The organism is uncultured Spongiibacter sp. (assembly GCF_964011655.1).
Taxonomy (GTDB): domain Bacteria; phylum Pseudomonadota; class Gammaproteobacteria; order Pseudomonadales; family Spongiibacteraceae; genus Spongiibacter; species Spongiibacter marinus.
In genome coordinates this window covers 27,290-45,320 of the sequence record NZ_CAXGPO010000006.1, presented here as the reverse complement: position 1 = coordinate 45,320, position 18,031 = coordinate 27,290, and the positions used below count along the sequence as shown (strand labels likewise).

General features: G+C 53.9%; 16 protein-coding genes. 5 read left to right on the top strand and 11 right to left on the bottom strand.

From position 1 onward, the window contains the following. Positions 1-23: 23 nt before the first annotated feature. Entirely contained in the window at positions 24-1,661 is a 1,638-nt protein-coding gene (locus ABNS66_RS04775) for an alkaline phosphatase D family protein (RefSeq protein WP_348655236.1), read from the bottom strand. Positions 1,662-1,733: 72 nt separating this feature from the next. Between ABNS66_RS04775 and ABNS66_RS04770 the strand changes: the two genes are divergently transcribed. Beyond that, on the top strand, positions 1,734-2,210 hold the full coding sequence (locus ABNS66_RS04770) for a hypothetical protein (RefSeq protein WP_286839537.1): 477 nt from the start codon (positions 1,734-1,736) through the stop codon (positions 2,208-2,210). A gap of 17 nt (positions 2,211-2,227) precedes the next feature. Here ABNS66_RS04770 and cobC read toward each other — a convergent pair whose 3' ends face one another. Genes cobC through cobU form a run of 3 tightly spaced genes read right to left on the bottom strand, consistent with a single transcriptional unit; the run spans position 2,228 to position 4,403 of the window. Next, complete coding sequence (gene cobC / locus ABNS66_RS04765; RefSeq protein WP_286839536.1) at positions 2,228-2,836, bottom strand: alpha-ribazole phosphatase; 609 nt, start codon at positions 2,834-2,836, stop codon at positions 2,228-2,230. Next, positions 2,833-3,882 carry a nicotinate-nucleotide--dimethylbenzimidazole phosphoribosyltransferase gene (gene cobT, locus ABNS66_RS04760; protein ID WP_348655235.1) on the bottom strand — a complete coding sequence of 350 codons (1,050 nt, stop codon included), beginning with the start codon at positions 3,880-3,882 and terminating at the stop codon, positions 2,833-2,835. Before cobT ends, cobC begins: the two co-directional genes overlap by 4 nt. Positions 3,883-3,884: 2 nt before the next feature. Then, positions 3,885-4,403 (bottom strand): bifunctional adenosylcobinamide kinase/adenosylcobinamide-phosphate guanylyltransferase, encoded by a 519-nt coding sequence (cobU, locus tag ABNS66_RS04755; protein ID WP_204997415.1) that lies wholly within the window; start codon positions 4,401-4,403, stop codon positions 3,885-3,887. A gap of 128 nt (positions 4,404-4,531) precedes the next feature. On the opposite strand from cobU, the gene ABNS66_RS04750 reads away from it, so the two are divergent. Next, on the top strand, positions 4,532-5,086 hold the full coding sequence (locus ABNS66_RS04750; protein ID WP_204997414.1) for a cob(I)yrinic acid a,c-diamide adenosyltransferase: 555 nt from the start codon (positions 4,532-4,534) through the stop codon (positions 5,084-5,086). A 1-nt stretch (position 5,087) separates the two neighbouring features. Here ABNS66_RS04750 and ABNS66_RS04745 read toward each other — a convergent pair whose 3' ends face one another. The 4 genes from ABNS66_RS04745 to ABNS66_RS04730 all read right to left on the bottom strand — a co-directional run bounded on the left by ABNS66_RS04745 (position 5,088) and on the right by ABNS66_RS04730 (position 9,827). Then, positions 5,088-5,966, bottom strand: coding sequence for an ROK family protein (locus ABNS66_RS04745; RefSeq protein ID WP_286839264.1), 879 nt, complete (start codon positions 5,964-5,966; stop codon positions 5,088-5,090). Between the two features lie 37 nt (positions 5,967-6,003). After that, the gene (gene ampE / locus ABNS66_RS04740) at positions 6,004-6,855 is read right to left on the bottom strand and encodes a regulatory signaling modulator protein AmpE (protein WP_204997412.1); all 852 of its coding nucleotides are present in this window, start codon (positions 6,853-6,855) and stop codon (positions 6,004-6,006) included. Between the two features lie 35 nt (positions 6,856-6,890). Further along, a complete protein-coding gene (gene ampD, locus ABNS66_RS04735) occupies positions 6,891-7,439 on the bottom strand; it encodes a 1,6-anhydro-N-acetylmuramyl-L-alanine amidase AmpD (protein ID WP_204997411.1) in 549 nt (182 codons plus the stop codon). 123 nt (positions 7,440-7,562) lie between these two features. Further along, on the bottom strand, positions 7,563-9,827 hold the full coding sequence (locus ABNS66_RS04730) for a DUF1631 domain-containing protein (RefSeq protein ID WP_348655234.1): 2,265 nt from the start codon (positions 9,825-9,827) through the stop codon (positions 7,563-7,565). Positions 9,828-10,226: 399 nt separating this feature from the next. On the opposite strand from ABNS66_RS04730, the gene nadC reads away from it, so the two are divergent. Further along, positions 10,227-11,066, top strand: coding sequence for a carboxylating nicotinate-nucleotide diphosphorylase (nadC, locus tag ABNS66_RS04725; RefSeq protein ID WP_204997409.1), 840 nt, complete (start codon positions 10,227-10,229; stop codon positions 11,064-11,066). A 7-nt stretch (positions 11,067-11,073) separates the two neighbouring features. Here the strand turns inward: nadC and ABNS66_RS04720 are convergent, their stop codons facing one another. The 3 genes from ABNS66_RS04720 to ABNS66_RS04710 all read right to left on the bottom strand — a co-directional run bounded on the left by ABNS66_RS04720 (position 11,074) and on the right by ABNS66_RS04710 (position 14,896). Continuing rightward, a complete protein-coding gene (locus tag ABNS66_RS04720) occupies positions 11,074-12,468 on the bottom strand; it encodes an LTA synthase family protein (RefSeq protein WP_286838443.1) in 1,395 nt (464 codons plus the stop codon). Positions 12,469-13,004: 536 nt separating this feature from the next. After that, positions 13,005-13,466, bottom strand: a complete 462-nt coding sequence (locus ABNS66_RS04715; RefSeq protein WP_286838441.1) for a pilin — start codon at positions 13,464-13,466, stop codon at positions 13,005-13,007. Positions 13,467-13,597: 131 nt separating this feature from the next. Then, a complete protein-coding gene (locus tag ABNS66_RS04710) occupies positions 13,598-14,896 on the bottom strand; it encodes an O-antigen ligase family protein (protein WP_286838439.1) in 1,299 nt (432 codons plus the stop codon). Between the two features lie 158 nt (positions 14,897-15,054). On the opposite strand from ABNS66_RS04710, the gene pilB reads away from it, so the two are divergent. Together pilB and ABNS66_RS04700 are read left to right on the top strand one after the other, a co-directional pair. Continuing rightward, a complete protein-coding gene (gene pilB, locus ABNS66_RS04705; protein WP_286693878.1) occupies positions 15,055-16,773 on the top strand; it encodes a type IV-A pilus assembly ATPase PilB in 1,719 nt (572 codons plus the stop codon). A 20-nt stretch (positions 16,774-16,793) separates the two neighbouring features. Continuing rightward, a complete protein-coding gene (locus tag ABNS66_RS04700; RefSeq protein WP_286838436.1) occupies positions 16,794-18,008 on the top strand; it encodes a type II secretion system F family protein in 1,215 nt (404 codons plus the stop codon). Positions 18,009-18,031: the final 23 nt, after the last annotated feature.

The following is an 18,031-nucleotide window of genomic DNA, read 5'->3' as shown; positions in this document are numbered from 1 at the left end:
ACTTCCTTTTCTGTTACAGCGGCTTAGCTACGCGGACGGCTCACTGGGGTATCTTCGACTAAGCGGCTGCTGCCGGCATTCACAGACAATGTTTTAACCTTGTCCATTTCCACCCCGGACTGGTCAGCGCGACTGATATCAGCAGCGTAGTAATACTCCGCCTGTGTGCGTTCGCGAGTGACGTCCATCAAGATGAAACCCTTGTTTTTCAGGTCGGTATATTTCATGTGCGGGTTCGCCACGGGCAGCACTGCCGATACCAACTCGGCGGCGCCGTCTGGGAAGCCGGGCGAGGTAATGCTGCTGGTCACGAACTCGACGGCCAAGGGCTCATCCAATACACCGCTGGTCAAGATCGCACTGCTTTTATACACCTCATTCGCCCAACTGGTGTGGATATCACCGGTTAGAATTACGGTGTTTTGAATACCTTGCTCGTCGATGAAATCGAGTATCTCTTCGCGCTCGGTGGGGTAGCCGTCCCATTGGTCCATATTGACGGCAATGAGCGGGCTGAAATCGTTAGTCGGGACACCTGGCAGCAGGCGTTGCAACTCAAGGATCTGCAGCTGCGCAAACATGACTTGCTGACCGACGAATTTCCATATCCCCTGAGACACCGCCAACTGATTTTTAAACCAGTCTTTTTGCGTTTGCCCCAGCAGGTCACGTTGCTCAATGCGCGCCGGATCAACCGGGTTATCGAGCTGCTTTTCCCGGCCTTCCAAACGGGTATCGAGCATGACAAAGTCAGCCAGATCGCCAAAGCGGAAGGCGCGGTAGATACTGTCCTGACTTGCGGTTGGCGGACGGATCGGCAGCCATTCAAAATAGGCCTGAATCGCTAAGCGTTTACGCTCAAACCAATCACCTTCGCCCTCGTTGTGATTGTTCGCGCCATCTTTATAAGAATTGTCGGTGGTTTCATGGTCGTCCCATACCGTAACAAAGGAGTGAGTGGCATGAGCGGCCTGAAGGTCGACGTCGCGACGGTATAACGCATAGCGGCGCCGGTAATCGTCCAGGCTGACAATTTCATGGGCCGGATCGAGCAGACGTTCTGGATGGTCGCCGTACTCATCCTGGCCATATTCGTAGATGTAGTCGCCCAGGTGCATGACAAAGTCGAGGTCGGCGCGGTTTGCCATCATGCGGTATACCGAGAAGTAACCGTGGGGATAGCTGCTACACGAGCACACGGCAAAGCGCAGGCGGTCAGTGTATTGACCTGGCAGGGGCAAGGTTCGCGCGCGGCCAACCGGTGAGCTGCTGTCGGCACCTTTAAACCGGTACCAGTAGCGTCGGTCAGCCAGTAGGCCGGCAGCGTCAAACTTTACTGTGTAGTCGCGATTGGCATTACTACTCAGGGTTTCTGAAAGCACAATGCGCTCGAAACCCGGATCTTCGGCGATTTCACACAGCACCGTAATATCGCCGGTGTGGCCAAGCGCTGGCGTTGCTCGCGTCCATAAAATTACGCGGTCGTCCAAGGGGTCACCACTGGCAACACCGTGTTCAAACTGCAGCCCCGCACTTGGCGTTACGCCGCCACCGGTACCACCGCCACCGCCGCTGTTATTGCTACCGCCCCCGCAGGCTGTCAGTATAGGTATGCCAATGCTGGCAGTAGTAAGCGCTTTGATAAATAGTCGGCGATCCATAGTGTACTCGTTGTCATCAAACAGGGCGTGAAGCATGCAAATCTCGCACGCAGAGGAGCCTACTGCCCAAAGATGACAGTTATGTTTCTAACGAGCTACCTATTTATGTGTATTTTTCCCTTTGCATTACGCCGCATTTTCGCAGTGTTTGCCGCAGCGATAGTGCTGGCTGCCTGCAGCCAGAAGCCCATCGCATTTACCGACTACACCGTGCAAGAATTGTTAAAGATAAACATCGCCGAATTGGCTGAGCCCGCATTTTTCGAGTTGGAGAGTGTCGAGGTCTTGAATAAAAACGACGGCGGCGAGTCCGCTAGCGCTGACGTCTATGTGACGCTGCGCTTCCCTGAAGACTTCGACACTGTGGTCGGCATGCGAAAGCTCGCGCCTTTCAATATGGAATACAAACAGTACAAAAGCAGTTTTGGTAGTTTCAAAGCCGGGGAAACCCAGCGCCATCACGCCCGTTATCAATTTGTGCGCCGGGACGGCAAGTGGTTTATTGCAGGCAGTAAGGCGCTATCCGCCCCGAAAATCGAACGCCCGTAATCCACACCACTGAAGGCCTAGCCGTGGCTATGCAACTGCACCCACGGCTCCCGACCATCTTGGTGGTAAATATGAAAGCGGCTAAAGCCGGCATAGGGCACCGATAGCCGCGTCATTGCGCCCATTGGCATACCCAACCAATGGCATATCATCACGCGGATAACCGCGCCGTGCACCACCAGCAATACCGACTGCCCACTGTGCTGCTGGGCAATGGTATCCAGTGCTCCTGTCACCCGCGCGCAAAAGTCACTCATCGCCTCGCCATTGGGCGGGCTGGCCGAATCCGGTGACTGCCAAAACTTACGCCACACCTCTGGGTCTCGCTGTTGGGCTTCACTGTGCGGCAGCCCCTCCCAGTCGCCAAAATGAATCTCGCGCAAGTTCTCGTCCACCGAGAGAGCGATGCCGCGTTTGCTAGAAAGCTCTTCAGCAAAACGCGCACAGCGTTGCAACGGCGAGGTGACAATATGATCCCAGTGAGGCTCGTCCACGCTGGCGACTTTGTCACGCATTTGCGACCAGCCGGTTTCGCTCAAGGCAACATCGGTACTGCCGCGAAATATCTCGCCGCCCTCGCAGGCGCCGTGACGCAGCAGGTCAATGCGGCTGCTTGTTACCGTCACGCGTCGCTACCTCGACTTACTCCGGCTTGCTCAAAGCTAGCCATATCGTTGTGCAGTCGACAGGCCGCACGCAAAATTGGCAGAGCCAGTGCGGCACCGCTGCCCTCGCCCAAGCGCATATCCAGCTCTAACAGCGGCTGCGCGTCCATTTTCGCTAAAAGTCGCTTGTGGCCGGGCTCAGCCGAGCAATGAGAAAAGAACAGCCACGGTCGAATAGAAGGGTTCACCTTCACGGCAGAAATTGCTGCCGCCGTGCAAATATAGCCATCAACCAAAACAACGATGCCTTTCTGCGCGGCGCGAATATAGGCCCCCACCAAGGCGTTAATTTCTAATCCACCGATACGCCGCAAGGTTTCGACGCCGTCTTTCATATGCGGCAAGTGCCGCGACATTGCTCGCGTGACCACCGCCGCTTTTTTGGCTAAGCCCTGCTCACTAATACCGGTACCGCGCCCCACCATTGCCGTTGCCGACAGCCGCGTGTGCGCCACCGCAAGTGCCGCAGCAGAGGTACTGTTGGCGATGCCCATCTCACCGCCGAGGAAGATATCAATTTCCCCCGCCTCATCAATAATATCCCGGCCCACGGCAAAGGCCTCCAGGCACTGCTCACGATCCATCGCCTCGGTGACACACATATTTTGTGTTCCGGCAGCCACGCGCCGATCAACCACATTGGGCAGGTCTTCAATCGCGTACACTGTTCCGGTGTTCACCACTTTAAACGACGCGCCGACGCTGTCGGCCAACACACTGATTGCCGCGCCACCGCTGGCAAAATTACGCACCATCTCGGCGGTTACCGTTTGGGGATACGCCGACACGCCCTCGGCAGCGACGCCGTGATCAGCGGCAAAAACTGCGATAAATGCCCGATCAAGCCTGGGAGTCAACGTGCGCTGAACCGCCGACAGTTGCACGGCAACATCTTCTAGTCGCCCCAGAGCCCCACGCGGCTTGGTCAAATTGTCTTGATGCTGCTGCGCAGCGGCGCGCATTTCCTCGTCCGGCTCTGGCGCCGCCTCTAAATACCACTCAGTCACGGTTATTTCCCTTTTAACACTTGTTCCAAGCCTGCTGTAACAAATACCACCCGGTCGGCGACAGCGGCGATGTCCTGATGTAAGCGGCCCGCTTCATCTACAAAGCGGCGAGTCAGCGCTCCAGTGGGAACAACGCCTTGACCAACTTCATTGCTGACCAGTATCACCTGCCCTGGATTACGCTGGATACACTGCAGAAACCCGGCTCTTACACCCTGCCATTGCTGCTCATCATCTTTAATGAGCCAGTTGCTCAACCACAGCGTTAAACAGTCTACCAAGATGCATCGGTTTTCAGCGGCGTGTTCGGCAATGGCTTGGCAAAGCTGCTCAGGCGCTTCAACGGTGTGCCAACCGCAGCCTGCACGCTGCTGCCGATGATGGGCAATACGTGCAGCCATTTCAGCATCCCCCGCGGTTGCTGTGGCGATGTAGATCAATTCCCGGCCACTGTCGCAGGCGCGCTGTTCCGCCAAGCGGCTTTTACCAGACCGCGCACCACCTAAATATAATTCCAGCACCCTGACTCCTATTATCGTTTTTATGGGCACTCGGCTGCCCAGTTTCTGTAAGTCACGTATACTTACGCCGGCAGCGAAATTCCGCACCGGCACGTCATTCTACAAGACAGCAGTCAGCAGAGGGAAATATGGGACACCGTTTATCCAAGATTTATACCCGCACCGGAGACGACGGGACAACGGGCTTGGGCGACGGCTCGCGGATTGACAAAGATCACGCCAGAATGGAGGCGATAGGCACAGTAGATGAACTCAATTCACAAGTGGGCGTACTGATTGCCGAACTCCCCGAGCAAGACGACTACGCTCGCCTACTGGCACGCATTCAGCACGACCTTTTCGACCTTGGCGGTGAACTCGCTGTACCGGGCTACACCCTGGTTAGTGCAGAGCGCATCGGCGAACTTGAAGAGAGCCTGGACACCCTCAACGACGACCTGCCGCCACTGAAGAACTTTATCTTACCCGGCGGCAATAAACCCGCCGCTGCCTGCCACCTTGCTCGAGCCATTTGCCGTCGCGCGGAGCGCAGCCTTGTTGCCCTGCACCGCGAGACAGCCATCAACGACACTAGCAGGCAGTACCTCAATCGCCTCTCTGACTTTTTATTTGTGATGGCGCGACTACTTGCGCGCCGCAATGGCGACAATGAAGTACTTTGGCAACCCGCCGATAAACGCTAACTCACCACAGCCAGGCCGCACCGCGAACGCCGCTGCTATCACCATAGCGCGCGGGCAATAATTGCGTGCGGCATTGGTCACTGAATACCCACTTGTCCCATAATTCAGGCACCTTGGTATAGAGCAGTGGAATATTAGAAAGGCCACCGCCTAACACAATCGCTTCTGGGTCGACCGTATTGACGACTAATGCCAGGGCTCTGGCCAGCTTTTCGCAGTAATCGTCAAGCTGCGCACGAGCGCGCTCGCTACCGGCTTCGGCGTCAGCCACAATGCCTTGTACGTTGTCAGCACACCCCTGATTCCGCTGGTAACTCTGCAGCAGACCTGCGCCGCTGAGGTAGGTTTCTATGCAGTCGCGGCGACCACAATAACACTGTCGCCCCTCGTCAGCGCCTGGCATAAGGTTATGCCCCCACTCTCCCCCGATGGCATTTGCGCCCACGTGAAGCTGCTTAGAAAACACTAAGCCACCGCCAATGCCGGTCCCAATAATGACACCAAAGACACTGCTCGCATTCTGCCCCGCGCCGTCAACCGCCTCAGACAAGGCGAAACAGTTCGCATCGTTCGCCAGGCGCAGCGGGCGCTGCATCAACGCCTCTAAATCCCGCTGTAGCGCTTGCCCGTTCAAACAGGTGGTATTGCAATTTTTCATCCTGCCGTCGACCGCTGAGGCGGCGCCCGGCGTGCCAATACCAATACTGCCCGTCTGGCCGAGCGTCGTTTCAACGCGTTCAACAAGGTCGGCAATAGCACGGAGAATGACGGCGTAATTATCGCGAGGAGTCGGCGTGCGTTGCCGGTAAAGAATGTCGCCGCCGTCGTCCATGGCGACGGCCTCAATTTTGGTGCCGCCGAGATCAATGCCAATACGCATACCTAGGGCCTGTTAACACTCATTGTTTTAGCACGCCCTAGAACAACTGCATTAACGCCATCACGGCGATCCAACACAGTAGGCTGCGAGAAAGTAACTGCTGCACTTTTTGCAACTCTTGCGCTGCCTGCTGAACGAATTGATCACCATCGAGCTCAGCGTTCACCGCTGAGGCCATAGAACAGCTTCCCAGCTCATCCAGGTAAGCGTCGCTGGGTAGATCCCCCAGCACCATAGCCCGCCATTTCCCAAAGCACCCCTCGAAATCGCCAATCAGTGCGAAGGCAAAACCGAGCAGGCGGGCGGGCAACCACTCCAGGTAGTAGAGTAAGTTTTTACTTAAATCCCGCTCTTGCTGACTGGCAAGGGCATCTTGCGCGGTCATGAACACCAAACGGTAGAGCAATGCCGCTGCCGGTCCCAAGGCAAAAAACCAAAACACCACCGCAAACCAGCGCTCAAACCCCTGATAGAACACGGCCTTGCGCACGGCGTTGTGCATTTGCAGGGCATTGTCCGCACCGCTGTCACAGAGCTCCTCACTAAAGTGCTGACCATAGAGGAAGGCCCCTTCTAAATCTCCGCGCTGCCAGCTGTTTAGGTAGAGGCGCAGCTGTATTTGAAAGTCTCCCCTTCCCAGGCTGTATAGCAATACCGCCACGCTAATTAAGAACAGCGGTAAGCCAAAAACGAGCGGAGCAATCAACCACAACAGCAGCGCCAGTAATAACACCGGCACTAATACAAAAAGCCCCAAACGAAGAGCGGGACTGGCAAATCCTTTCAGCAGCTGACGGTATTGCACCACCCAACTATCGCGCTGGAACAGTTCCGCGCTACCCCAGAACTGTACCGCACCCCAAGCGATCAAAATCGCGAAAAATTCCATAGTTAATTTCCACTCATTACCGCTACAGGAAGGCGTTAAGCTAACAAGGCGCGCAATTTGTCCCAGTTAAAGGCCGGCCCCGGATCGGTTTTTCTTCCGGGCGCAACATCACAGTGCCCAACGATACGCTCTAGATTAATTTTTGGAAACCGCTGACGCAAGGCGCGCGTGACTGCCGCTAACTCGTGGTACTGCCGCTCGGTATAGGGGCGGTGGTCTTCACCCTCCAGCTCAATGCCAATACTAAAGTCGTTGCAGTTGTCCCGGCCACAAAATTGCGACACCCCCGCATGCCAGGCGCGGTCGAGCAGGGAGACAAACTGGAAGCACTCGCCTTCTCGGTCAATGAATAAGTGCGCCGAGACTTTCAACTCCTGAATATCGGCCAGCGCCGGATCCTGACTGCAGTCCAAGGTATTACAAAAAAACTGCGGCACGCAGCCCGTGCCAAACTGCCCGGGTGGCAGGCTGATATTGTGGATGAGCAGAAGGTCAATCTCCTCCCCTTCGGGGCGAGCATTGAAGTTTTCGGAGGGGGTTTTGCGGGCGTGTTCAAACCACCCATTTTTATCAATCGTGTACATCTGCACTCCCGCGTTTCTGCGGGAAAGTATACCAGGCCATGAGAAATTTAGTGAGGCCGGACAAGCCCAGCCGCGCAGTACTTAAGGCGCCTCTGATTAATTCGGTGATAACTCAGAGATGCCTTAACTTAGCGGCTTGTCGTGCATGTCACGCAGGTTACTAATCACCGACTCCAGTGCCCGGTCAAACATTCTGTCGTCTTCGATCAGCACGATATCGCCGTCAACCACTGCTGATCGCAGGGTATCCATATCGTATTCAGCGACTTTAATTCCAGCGCGATTGACGAAGATGTACTTACCAATGCCGTTAATCACTGCCGCCAAGCGGCAACGCAGCATTTTTCCGTCGTCTTGACGCAAGTCCACCCAGTTGCCAACGCGCAAGGCCTCAAGCGCCGCGGCGGTGCTTGCCGCATCGTCAATCGGCGACTCATTTGAACTTAACTCAGGCTCAACCGCCTCATCGGCAGTAACGTTTTCCGTTGATACCACCGCTGGCTCATCGAGCTCTGCCAAGGCGGCGTCCAAATCTTCTAATGCTTGCTCTTCATCTGCCGCGCGCGGTGCCGACGGCGCCTCATTTCGGCTTAATTTAGCTAGGTGCAAACGCTCAAGCTGCTCAAACCACTTACCGGTTTCGAACGCATTTAGCGACACCCGATTAAACCCGAGTCGAAGCGTTTCAATCAGCACCGGCAGCGCGGTAATCAGCTCATTGCGGTGCTCGGCTTCATTATTTGGGGCAACGCTCCACAAAAAGCGCTCAACAAATTGCACTTCGTCTTTGAAACTTGCGCTCTCGGGGCCAGACTGCACATAGCTTAGGAACAGTACCTTACTCCAGCCGTCTAACAAGACTTTGCGGGCCACCGGAGGGTAATCCGCCTCGCTGAGCTTGTCTTCCAGCAAGCCGGAAATATATGAGCGCGCCGCCTGGGCAGTTGCCCGACCGCCCTCTGCGTTGATTGTGCGCTGAGCCACCAACTCGGCGCGACGCTGGGCCTTTTCCTGAAATTTACCAAACTCCGTCAAAACGTCGACGAAAACCTGAGTATCTACACCGAAATCACCCAGAATACGCATGACGACTTCTTCAAGCTTTTTATACAGCGGGTCTTTTTCGGGCGTGGAAACAGGCGACCAACCAATACCCGCGCCAACGATCGCACTGAGCAACTTTCTGGCCGGGTGCTCTTCTCGACTAAAGAAGCTCTTATCCAGCATCGCCATTTTTAGAATCGGGATCTGCAAGTGAGCCAACAAGCGCTTCAGAGGATCGGAAAGCCCATCGCCTTCGAGCATATACTGGAATAAGGTACCGACGAAATGCACGGTATCCTGATCTCTCTCGAGGGAGAGCGCCGACGCATCATTTTGCGAAACCCGGCTCACTTCGCGTAGCCGGGAAACCAGCTTTTGCGAAATCTCAAGAAATGCGTGACTGTCGTTCGCCGCACCCCGGGTTTTCAAGTGGCTAAACTGCTCGTCCTGCATATCTTGCAGGGCGACCATAAACGACGGCTTGGAAAGAGTCGCCGACTCATTCGCAGAGGCCTGTTGAAAGACCTCGTCCATGGCATCGACCAATTGATTTACCAACTCAGCAGCCGGCCGCGAATTCCCTTCATCCACAGCCCCGGAGGACTCCGTTGCCGCCGAGGACTCATCTTCGCGCTGCCGAGGCTCAGGTTGCTCTGATTCCAAGGCGACGCCGCTTGTCTCCAACACCGGCAGCATCAAATCAAACAGCTCGCCATAGCGGGAGATGATTTGGCTGTCGAACATCTTAAACAGTATTAAACGGGCTTTGATATCGATATTCAGGTCGCGGCATGCCTCACTGAAGGCCTTGGCAATTTTTGCCGGCCCCATTGGCAACTCCGCCGCACTGATACTTTCGCCACCAACACTATGTTGCCAGGCAACACTCAACTGCCACAATTGTTGCAAGTGCTGGCGCTCGGCTTTCTTCGCCATGCCTTCAATAGCAACCAGCTCTTCCAGAGCATCTGACTCAAGCAGCTTTAACTTAGCTCGACCTCGGTCTGCAGCGCCGTTGACGGCGGCGTTCAGCTGATCCGTAAAATTGTCGCGAAGTTTTGTGCTAAATTTTTGCTCTATCACTTGGCGATGAACGCGAATTTCACGCATCGAGTCAAAATACAGATGCTGTTCTTTGGCACTGCTCGCTTCGTCCGCAAGCTCAAAGAGCGTGTCATCGACATCGTCCAATAAGCTGGTAAGACGCTCTGCCAAGAATAACTGACATTTCTCACGCAGGGCCGCCATACCGGCAGGCAACTCGGCCACACTGGCGTCAGCGGCGCCGGGTGTCGGGTCTCTGCGTGTGGTTAAATCCACAACATTGTTGGGTTTATCAGTCATTTTGATTTCTGCCAGCCATCTGTCGAACTGCTAGTATTCTATTTGTACGTTGTATCTCGATATGCGATGGCAATGTATTGGAAACCCACCGCTCGGGACACGACCTTAGCCGTCCTTGCTTGCTTCAACCCTTCCTAGGTCACACAGTTATACCAAAGTGTCGTTGAGTCGTCAGTAGCGAATTATGCATATCTGCGCACTCAACTACACCTATACCTCCCATCTTGGTAAACTCCGCCTGCGTCGCGCATCCGCAACCTTTCACTTAGGCGTTTTATAGCAGCTGCCATTTCCCAGCGACCAGCGCGGGAAACTACCTAGAAGACTAGGGGCAACTGTGTTGTTGCCAGCGGAATCGCCATAAATTTTTATCAGTAAATTTGCCATTGAGGCCTATCCATGCCCCTCCCGACAGCCACTGAAAACGACGTTCAATCCGCTGTACGCGCAGCACTGAAGGAGGATATCGGCAGCGGTGACATCACCGCCATGTTAATCCCGGACACAGAAATCGCCGCTGCAAAAATTATCAGCCGAGAGGCAGCGGTTATATGCGGGCAGGCCTGGGTAGACGAAGTATTTCGACAAATTGATAACTCAGTCACAGTTACCTGGCACGTCAAAGACGGGGACCGCGTTGAACCAAATAGCGTGTTATTTGAGCTACAAGGAAAAGCCAGAAGCCTGCTGACCGGTGAGCGCAGTGCTCTCAATTTTCTGCAGCTGCTTTCTGGCACCGCCACTACCTGCCGAGACTACGCCGACATTGTGGCGCATACCCAGGTCAAACTTCTGGACACCCGCAAAACCATTCCCGGCCTGCGCACCGCGCAAAAATACGCTGTAACCTGCGGCGGCTGCCACAACCATCGCATCGGCCTTTACGACGCTTTCCTTATTAAAGAGAACCACATTGCAGCTGCCGGCAGCATCGCCAACGCTATCGCGGCTGCCCGCCAGCTGGCACCAGGCAAACCCGTGGAAGTTGAAGTAGAGTCATTGAACGAGCTGGAACAAGCCCTCGACGCCCGCGCTGACACCATCATGCTGGATAACTTCAGCCTGGACGATATGCGCAAAGGCGTGGACCTAACCGCAGGCCGCGCCAAACTAGAGGCCTCGGGAAATGTTAGCAAAGCCACACTGGCAGGAATTGCAGAGACCGGCGTTGATTACATCTCGATAGGCGCATTGACTAAGCATGCCAGGGCAGTGGATTTGTCGATGCGGCTGACATAAGAAGCCCTTAGTCGGTAGCACCAAGCGCACGCTTATTGTGATAATTAATGAGATTGAAACCGTGCTGCAACCACGGCTCACTCTCTGCCACTCCTGAATAAGTGCCGCCCTGAAGCAGGTCGCCATCAACGTTATAACAAGCCTGCATGTCAGTGAATTTCTTCAGAAAGAGCTCACCAAACTGGTGGGCGATGCATTCTTGATGCAGGCCTGCACATTCCCGCCCGTTTATCCGGCAAAGCATATTCTCAACGCGCACCACTAGCTGGCCACTTTTCATCATCAGCGCCCAGGGCCGCTCCACCTCGGTAAGCATGTTCTTTCCAACAAACTCGTCATGGGGCAAACCCAGCATTGCCAGTAGCGTCGGCGCAATATCAATTTGACTGGAAACCTGCTCAATGACCTGAGGCTCGTCCACGTCAGGATGGTATATCGCCAACGGCATACGGAAAAATTTTTCATCCAGCACAACATTGTCGCCCTGCGCCGCATCCTCCGGCGAAAACGTCCACACGCCGTGGTCAGCCGTGACGACAACAATCGTATTTTCAGCGAGAGGGGAGCGCTTAAAAGCCTCCCAAAATTTGCCAAAAGCGTAATCTTCGTAGGCCACGGCCCTTCGGTAATTGTCGTAAAGCTTATCCCCGCTCTCCACGAACTGGGCGGACTGGGATGCCTCCGGCCACTGCCAATGAAAGGGGTAGTGACTGCTGAGCGTGGTGATATGAGCAAAAAATGGCGAAGCTAGCGACTGAAGCTCGTCGAGCATCAGGCCCAGCATTGCCTCATCGGAAATACCCCAGCCAATTTCTTCAACCGAACGCCCCTCACTCACATCAGCAAAGAAGAGGCTGTTTTCAAAACCCACTTTAGGCAAAAACGCACGGCGGTTATAAAAGCGCGATTGATAGCCGTGATAAAAGCGCGTGTCATACCCCAAGTCGCGAAGCATTGACGGCATGCAAGGTAAGTTGTTCGCTAGCTGTTCACTAATCGTCGACAGCGGCGGCTTGGCGTTGCGATCCAACAGACCGCACCAAATCGCCATCTCGCCTTTCACGGTGAAATTGGTATTGGCGTAAAAATTCTTTGCCGAAATATTGTTGGCAGCAAAGGCGTTGAATACAGGGGTCGCCGCTATACCCTCCTTACCACCCAATGCTGCATAGTAATCCAGCTGGGAAGCACGAACAGATTCAAGCATAATAACAATGATATTTTTGTTACTGCGCTCAACAAATGTAGAGTCGCCACGGTTCGCCTGCTGGAATAAATTAAGCGCCTCGAACTCCGCGCCAACATGCTCTTGCTGACTCGACATCGACATGAAAAAAGCATGCACGGGATGGAGGTAAGCCGGCGACAAACTGAATATCCCCACGCTTTTATAGTTCGCCACTGAACTGTGAACGATACCACCTGAAACCAGCGCTGCGGCAAAAAAACTTGCCGCGCCAACATACCGCACGCGCGGCGAGCGCGGTATAAGAGGCAGACTAAATAGCTGCGCTAGCACTAAAGGAAGTAGGCTTCCGACGGCGAGGACGACGGCTTCGCGTGTGTATTCAAATTGCGAAACACTTTTCAGCGCCTCAGGCGCATCACCAATTAAGGCAAGCGCTTCATAATTAAAGTAAGACTGAAAATATTGAAAGTGCCACCAATTAGAGACAGTGAGCAAAAGAAATAATGCGACCAACAAGCAGGATACTAAACTTCCCAACCAACCGCGCTTTCCGCCCACCAGCCACCACAGTATGGCAACGGCAGCGCAAAAAATGAAGATGCCGCTAATCAGTCCTAAAGGATTTGGGTTTACAGAGCCAAAATACGAAAGTGTGGTAAGGATAAAAAGTGCAAGGGCTGACAACGTTGCAGAACTCCAAATAAAAAAGGCGCCCTATTGGACGCCTCTCCCAATCGCTTTAAGCGATATTAACCGCGACATGAACCGGGTAGATACTTTGCTGGGACAGATGTGCCAGTACCACCACAAATCCATTCGTAAATAGATCCACCAGCTGTTGGAGCAGTCACTGTACCATCAGTTGCGGTAGTCGGAATTAAAGTGATCGTTTCATCATTGACTGCAGCATCAATGCCATCTGCAGTAACAGTGATTACGCCATTACCGTCCGTAGCCACAGATTTTACGTACTTAGAAGTGGCAGTAGAGCTTTCGCACCCCCAATTTCCCGCCGTCGGCAGACTGTCGGAGCTCTGGACCACCTCAGTAATAGTTGTACGGCACGCAGACGCCGCGAGAACGACCTCAGACATTTTCGCACGAACTGTGTAATCTTGATAAGCAGGCAATGCGACCGCTGCCAAAATACCGATAATCGCCACCACGATCATCAATTCAATCAGTGTAAAACCCTGCTGTACTTGCTTCATAGTCTTCTCCAGATACTTATTTATTGCGATTGACCACTATCAACCTGTAATTAGCTATGCGGTTTTCGTGCCAACCCGCCTCGCTTCGTAAAATACGGGCTTTAACCGAACTGCCAGCACAAGCAGTGACACTATTTGTCAGCTATTGCCAAATTTTGACGCTTAGTGAACGCAAAGCAAAGCGCGGCCGTCAACGCCAAATAAAAGCTCGCCTTTCCGTGGTAAAAGGTGCCATCTGTTAGGCCGTGTGCCGACAGAGCAACAACAATCGCCGACGCAGAAAATACCAACCCAAGCTCGCTTTGCCCCTGCGACTGAGCGGATACACAAGCAATGCGGTACAGCAAAGTGGCGAATAGTGCAGAAAACAACAGCGTGCCAATTACCCCCCACTCAAGCAGGAACTGAACAAAAACGTTATGAGGCATGGAGGTTTTTCGGGCGATCTTGTCTGGCAGCAATAGATAAGCTTGAGAGCCGAGCCCCTTTAGCCAATGCCCGTCTAGCTTTTCTAGTGAGTCCCGCCATATCGCCAAGCGGCTTGAGGACAGACGATTAAGATCCTCAGCGGCGACTGAACGCGCAACAGAATTTCCCAGCCCGTTAAAACCAAAGTGCGACGACTGCTCGGCGAAAAATACCGATAGCACTATCGCCCCAGCAATCGCCGCCTTCTTAAATGGCGCTATTTTGGGCCGGAACACTAGCCCAGCAACTAGGAGGCCTATAATCGCTGAGAGCATGGAACCACGCCCGCCCAACCAAACAAGGCAACTACCAACCACTATCAGGCCTATAGTCGCCAGCAGTGCGCCGCGTCGCTGCCGGCTTGATATGACCAACCCAATTGCAGCCAATACCGCTACGAGCATATTGTAACCTGCGTGCCGAGCATGACCTGCCATCGGGAAGTTGCTAAACCACATCTTGTGAGTATGGATATTGAGCTCCGGACTAAAGTGCCACGTTAAAAAGGCATGCACTACAACCAGCGCATTACTGAATACAATAGCGGTCAGTACCTTCTTGATTAGCAAAGGGCTTAATTGGTTAGAAACATATAACGAAAGGAAGAAAAAAATATGTACCAGCGTCTCTGCATAGCGAAACTGCGCCACCGTCAGAAACTGTAAATTCAGCGGCGAGGTGTAAAAAGACACCGAAACCGACACCACCCAAGCAAGTGTAAGCACCAAAATCCAACGGTTATCGCGAATGAGCGGCAACCACGCAACCCGCCAAGCCTGTAGCAACGCAAACGCGGCGATAAATACCAGCTGGTGGTACATCACAATCCGGGAGTTGCCCAGATCCCAAGTGCCGGTTAGCAGGGCGACTGAGAACACCAACAGTAGCAAGATTAGTTGCAGCAAGTCTGCGGGACGCTTTAGATCAAAGCCGAAAGCCTTTAGCGAGGGCAAGGACGCCATTATTATTTTTCTCCAATACCAGATGGGGCAAGTGTGTCGACACTCGATGGGAGGAGACTTTCCTGTTGAACTCCCTATCCAACTACCCGAGCGAGCGTGCTAGAGTACTGTATGCATTTCGATATTTCTCTATCCAACACCAAGAAAAAGAACGGCTTATGAACTCTTCCAGCACGCCCTTAACCGGTTTGGCTCGCCGACTGGTCTTCGACGGTTTAATCGATGAGGCCGGCATTCGCAGGGCGCAAGAAGCCGCGAGCAAAGAGAAGAAAAGCTTTGTCAGCCATTTGGTGGCCAGCAAGCTGGTGGATGGCATCGCCGTGGCCGAGGCAGCCGCGGATGAGTTTGGCATTCCCTTTTTGGATTTGCGGGCCTTCAATATCGACTTGGCGCCGAAAAAACTGGTAGACAGCAAGTTGATACGCAGCCACCGCATTGTGCCTTTGTGGCAGCGGGGGAAGCGCCTCTATATAGGCATGTCGGACCCCACCAATCTCCACGCCTTGGATCAGGTAAAATTTCATACCAACCTCAGCACTGAGCCCATTGTTGTTGAGGAGTCCGCGCTGAACGCAGCCATCGATAGCTATATGGCCGCCCAGGAAGAGTCTCTCACCGACAGCCTGGGTGAGATGGATGATATCGACCTGGAGAACTTGGACGTTCAGGCGGTAGACGAGGACGCTGCTGCTGAAGGCGATAGCAGCGGTGCCGACGAAGCGCCCGTCGTCAAATTCGTAAATAAAGTCTTGCTGGACGCGATTCGCGGCGGCGCTTCCGATATTCACTTCGAACCCTACGAAAAGACCTACCGTGTGCGCTTTCGCACCGACGGTATTTTGCAGGAAGTCGCCCGCCCGCCGGCATCACTGGGCTTTCGACTGGCTGCGCGCTTGAAAGTTATGTCACAAATGGATATCTCTGAGCGACGCATCCCCCAGGATGGCCGCATAAAAATGAAGCTGTCCAAAACCCGCGCTATCGACTTTCGTGTAAACACGCTGCCCACGCTGTGGGGAGAGAAGGTCGTGCTGCGGATTCTTGACCCGTCTTCCGCACAAATGGGCATCGACGCTCTGGGTTATGAGCCCGAGCAAAAGGAGATGTACCTATCGGCCCTCAACCAGCCTCAAGGTATGATTTTGGTGACGGGGCCGACAGGCTCAGGTAAGACGGTATCGCTGTATACCGGCCTGAACATTCTCAATACCCCAGAGCTCAATATCTCCACGGCAGAAGACCCGGTAGAGATCAACCTGGAAGGCATTAACCAGGTACACGTGAATACCAAGGTCGGCCTGGGCTTTGCCGAGGCCCTGCGATCCTTCCTGCGTCAGGACCCCGACATTATCATGGTGGGTGAGATACGGGACCTCGAAACCGCCGAAATTGCTATTAAGGCCGCGCAGACTGGTCACTTGGTTTTATCTACCCTGCACACCAATAGTGCCCCGGAAACCTTAACCCGCCTGCTGAACATGGGTGTGCCCGCCTTCAATGTGGCAACCTCCGTCAGCTTAATTATTGCCCAGCGTCTGGCTCGCAGGCTCTGCAAGGAATGCGCAAAACCTGCAGATATCCCTAAAGAAACCCTGTTAGAGGAAGGTTTTACGGAAGAAATGCTAAGCTCAGCTATGATTATGGAGCCGGTTGGCTGTGAGCGCTGCAACAACGGTTTCAAAGGCCGCGTTGGGATATACGAAGTTGTTCGCATAACACCAGATATCTCTCGTATTATCATGGAGAACGGCAACTCATTGGAAATTGCCGACCAGGCGCAACGAGAAGGCTTTAATAATTTGCGCCAGTCTGCACTCAAGAAGTGCGCACAAGGCGTCACCAGCCTCAGTGAAGTTAACCGCGTGACCAAAGATTAAAACAAGATTCGAGAAGCATTATGGCCGCACAGAATAAAGATGCCGTTTTTGTCTGGCAGGGTACCGATAAGCAAGGCCGAAAAACCCGTGGAGAAATGGTTGCTATTTCTCCGGCGATTGCCAAGGCGCAGTTGCGCAAGCAGGGCATTGCCCCCAAGGTTGTAAAGCGTAAGCCCAAGCCACTGTTCAGTAGCAAAAAGCCAATCAAACCGGCAGATATCGCCATTTTCACCCGGCAAATGGCCACCATGCTTAAAGCCGGGGTGCCGCTGGTGCAAAGCTTCGACATTGTCGCCGAGGGCGCGGGCAACCCGACAATGACCGAGCTGGTCAACGCCATTAAAAACGATGTAGCCTCCGGCGGCAGCTTTGCCGCCGCCTGCGCCAAACACCCCAAGTACTTCGATGATTTGTTTTGTAGCCTGGTCGAGTCCGGCGAGCAATCCGGTACGCTTGAACTCATGCTTGACCGTGTAGCGACCTACAAGGAAAAAACCGAGGCACTAAAAGCCAAGATCAAAAAAGCCCTCACCTACCCCATTGCGGTTATTGTCGTCGCCATCGTGGTCACCGCGATACTGCTTATCAAGGTCGTTCCCCAGTTTGCCGCTACTTTTGAAAGCTTCGGCTCAGATCTGCCAGCATTCACCAAACTTGTGGTAGGGATGTCGGAGTGGATGCAGGCCAATTGGTATATTATGTTCGCCGCTATTGGCGTATCGGTGTATGCCTTTGGTCAGGCACGCCGGCGCTCTCAGGCTTTTTCAGACTGGGTCGACAAGGTCTCTCTTAAAATACCCGCTGTCGGCGATATTATTTACAACTCGGTCATTGCCCGCTTCTCTCGCACCCTCGCCACCACTTTCGGCGCCGGTGTTCCGCTGGTAGATGCCCTCAACTCTGTTGCCGGCGCCGCGGGCAATGCCGTATACAACAAAGCCATTATTCAAATTCGCGACGACGTGACCACGGGGCAGACGCTGTATTCTGCCATCCGCTTTACTAATCTCTTCCCCACCATGCTGCTGCAGATGGTCTCGATAGGTGAAGAGTCTGGCTCGCTGGACGAAATGCTCGATAAAGTGGCCAATCATTACGAAGAGGCCGTGGACAATGCGGTAGACTCTCTGACGGCGCTGCTAGAGCCCTTCATTATGTCGGTTCTCGGCGTGCTGGTTGGCGGTTTGATGATCGCAATGTACCTACCAATCTTCATGCTGGGTTCCGCGATTTAACCATCTCGGGCTTGTCCACTACT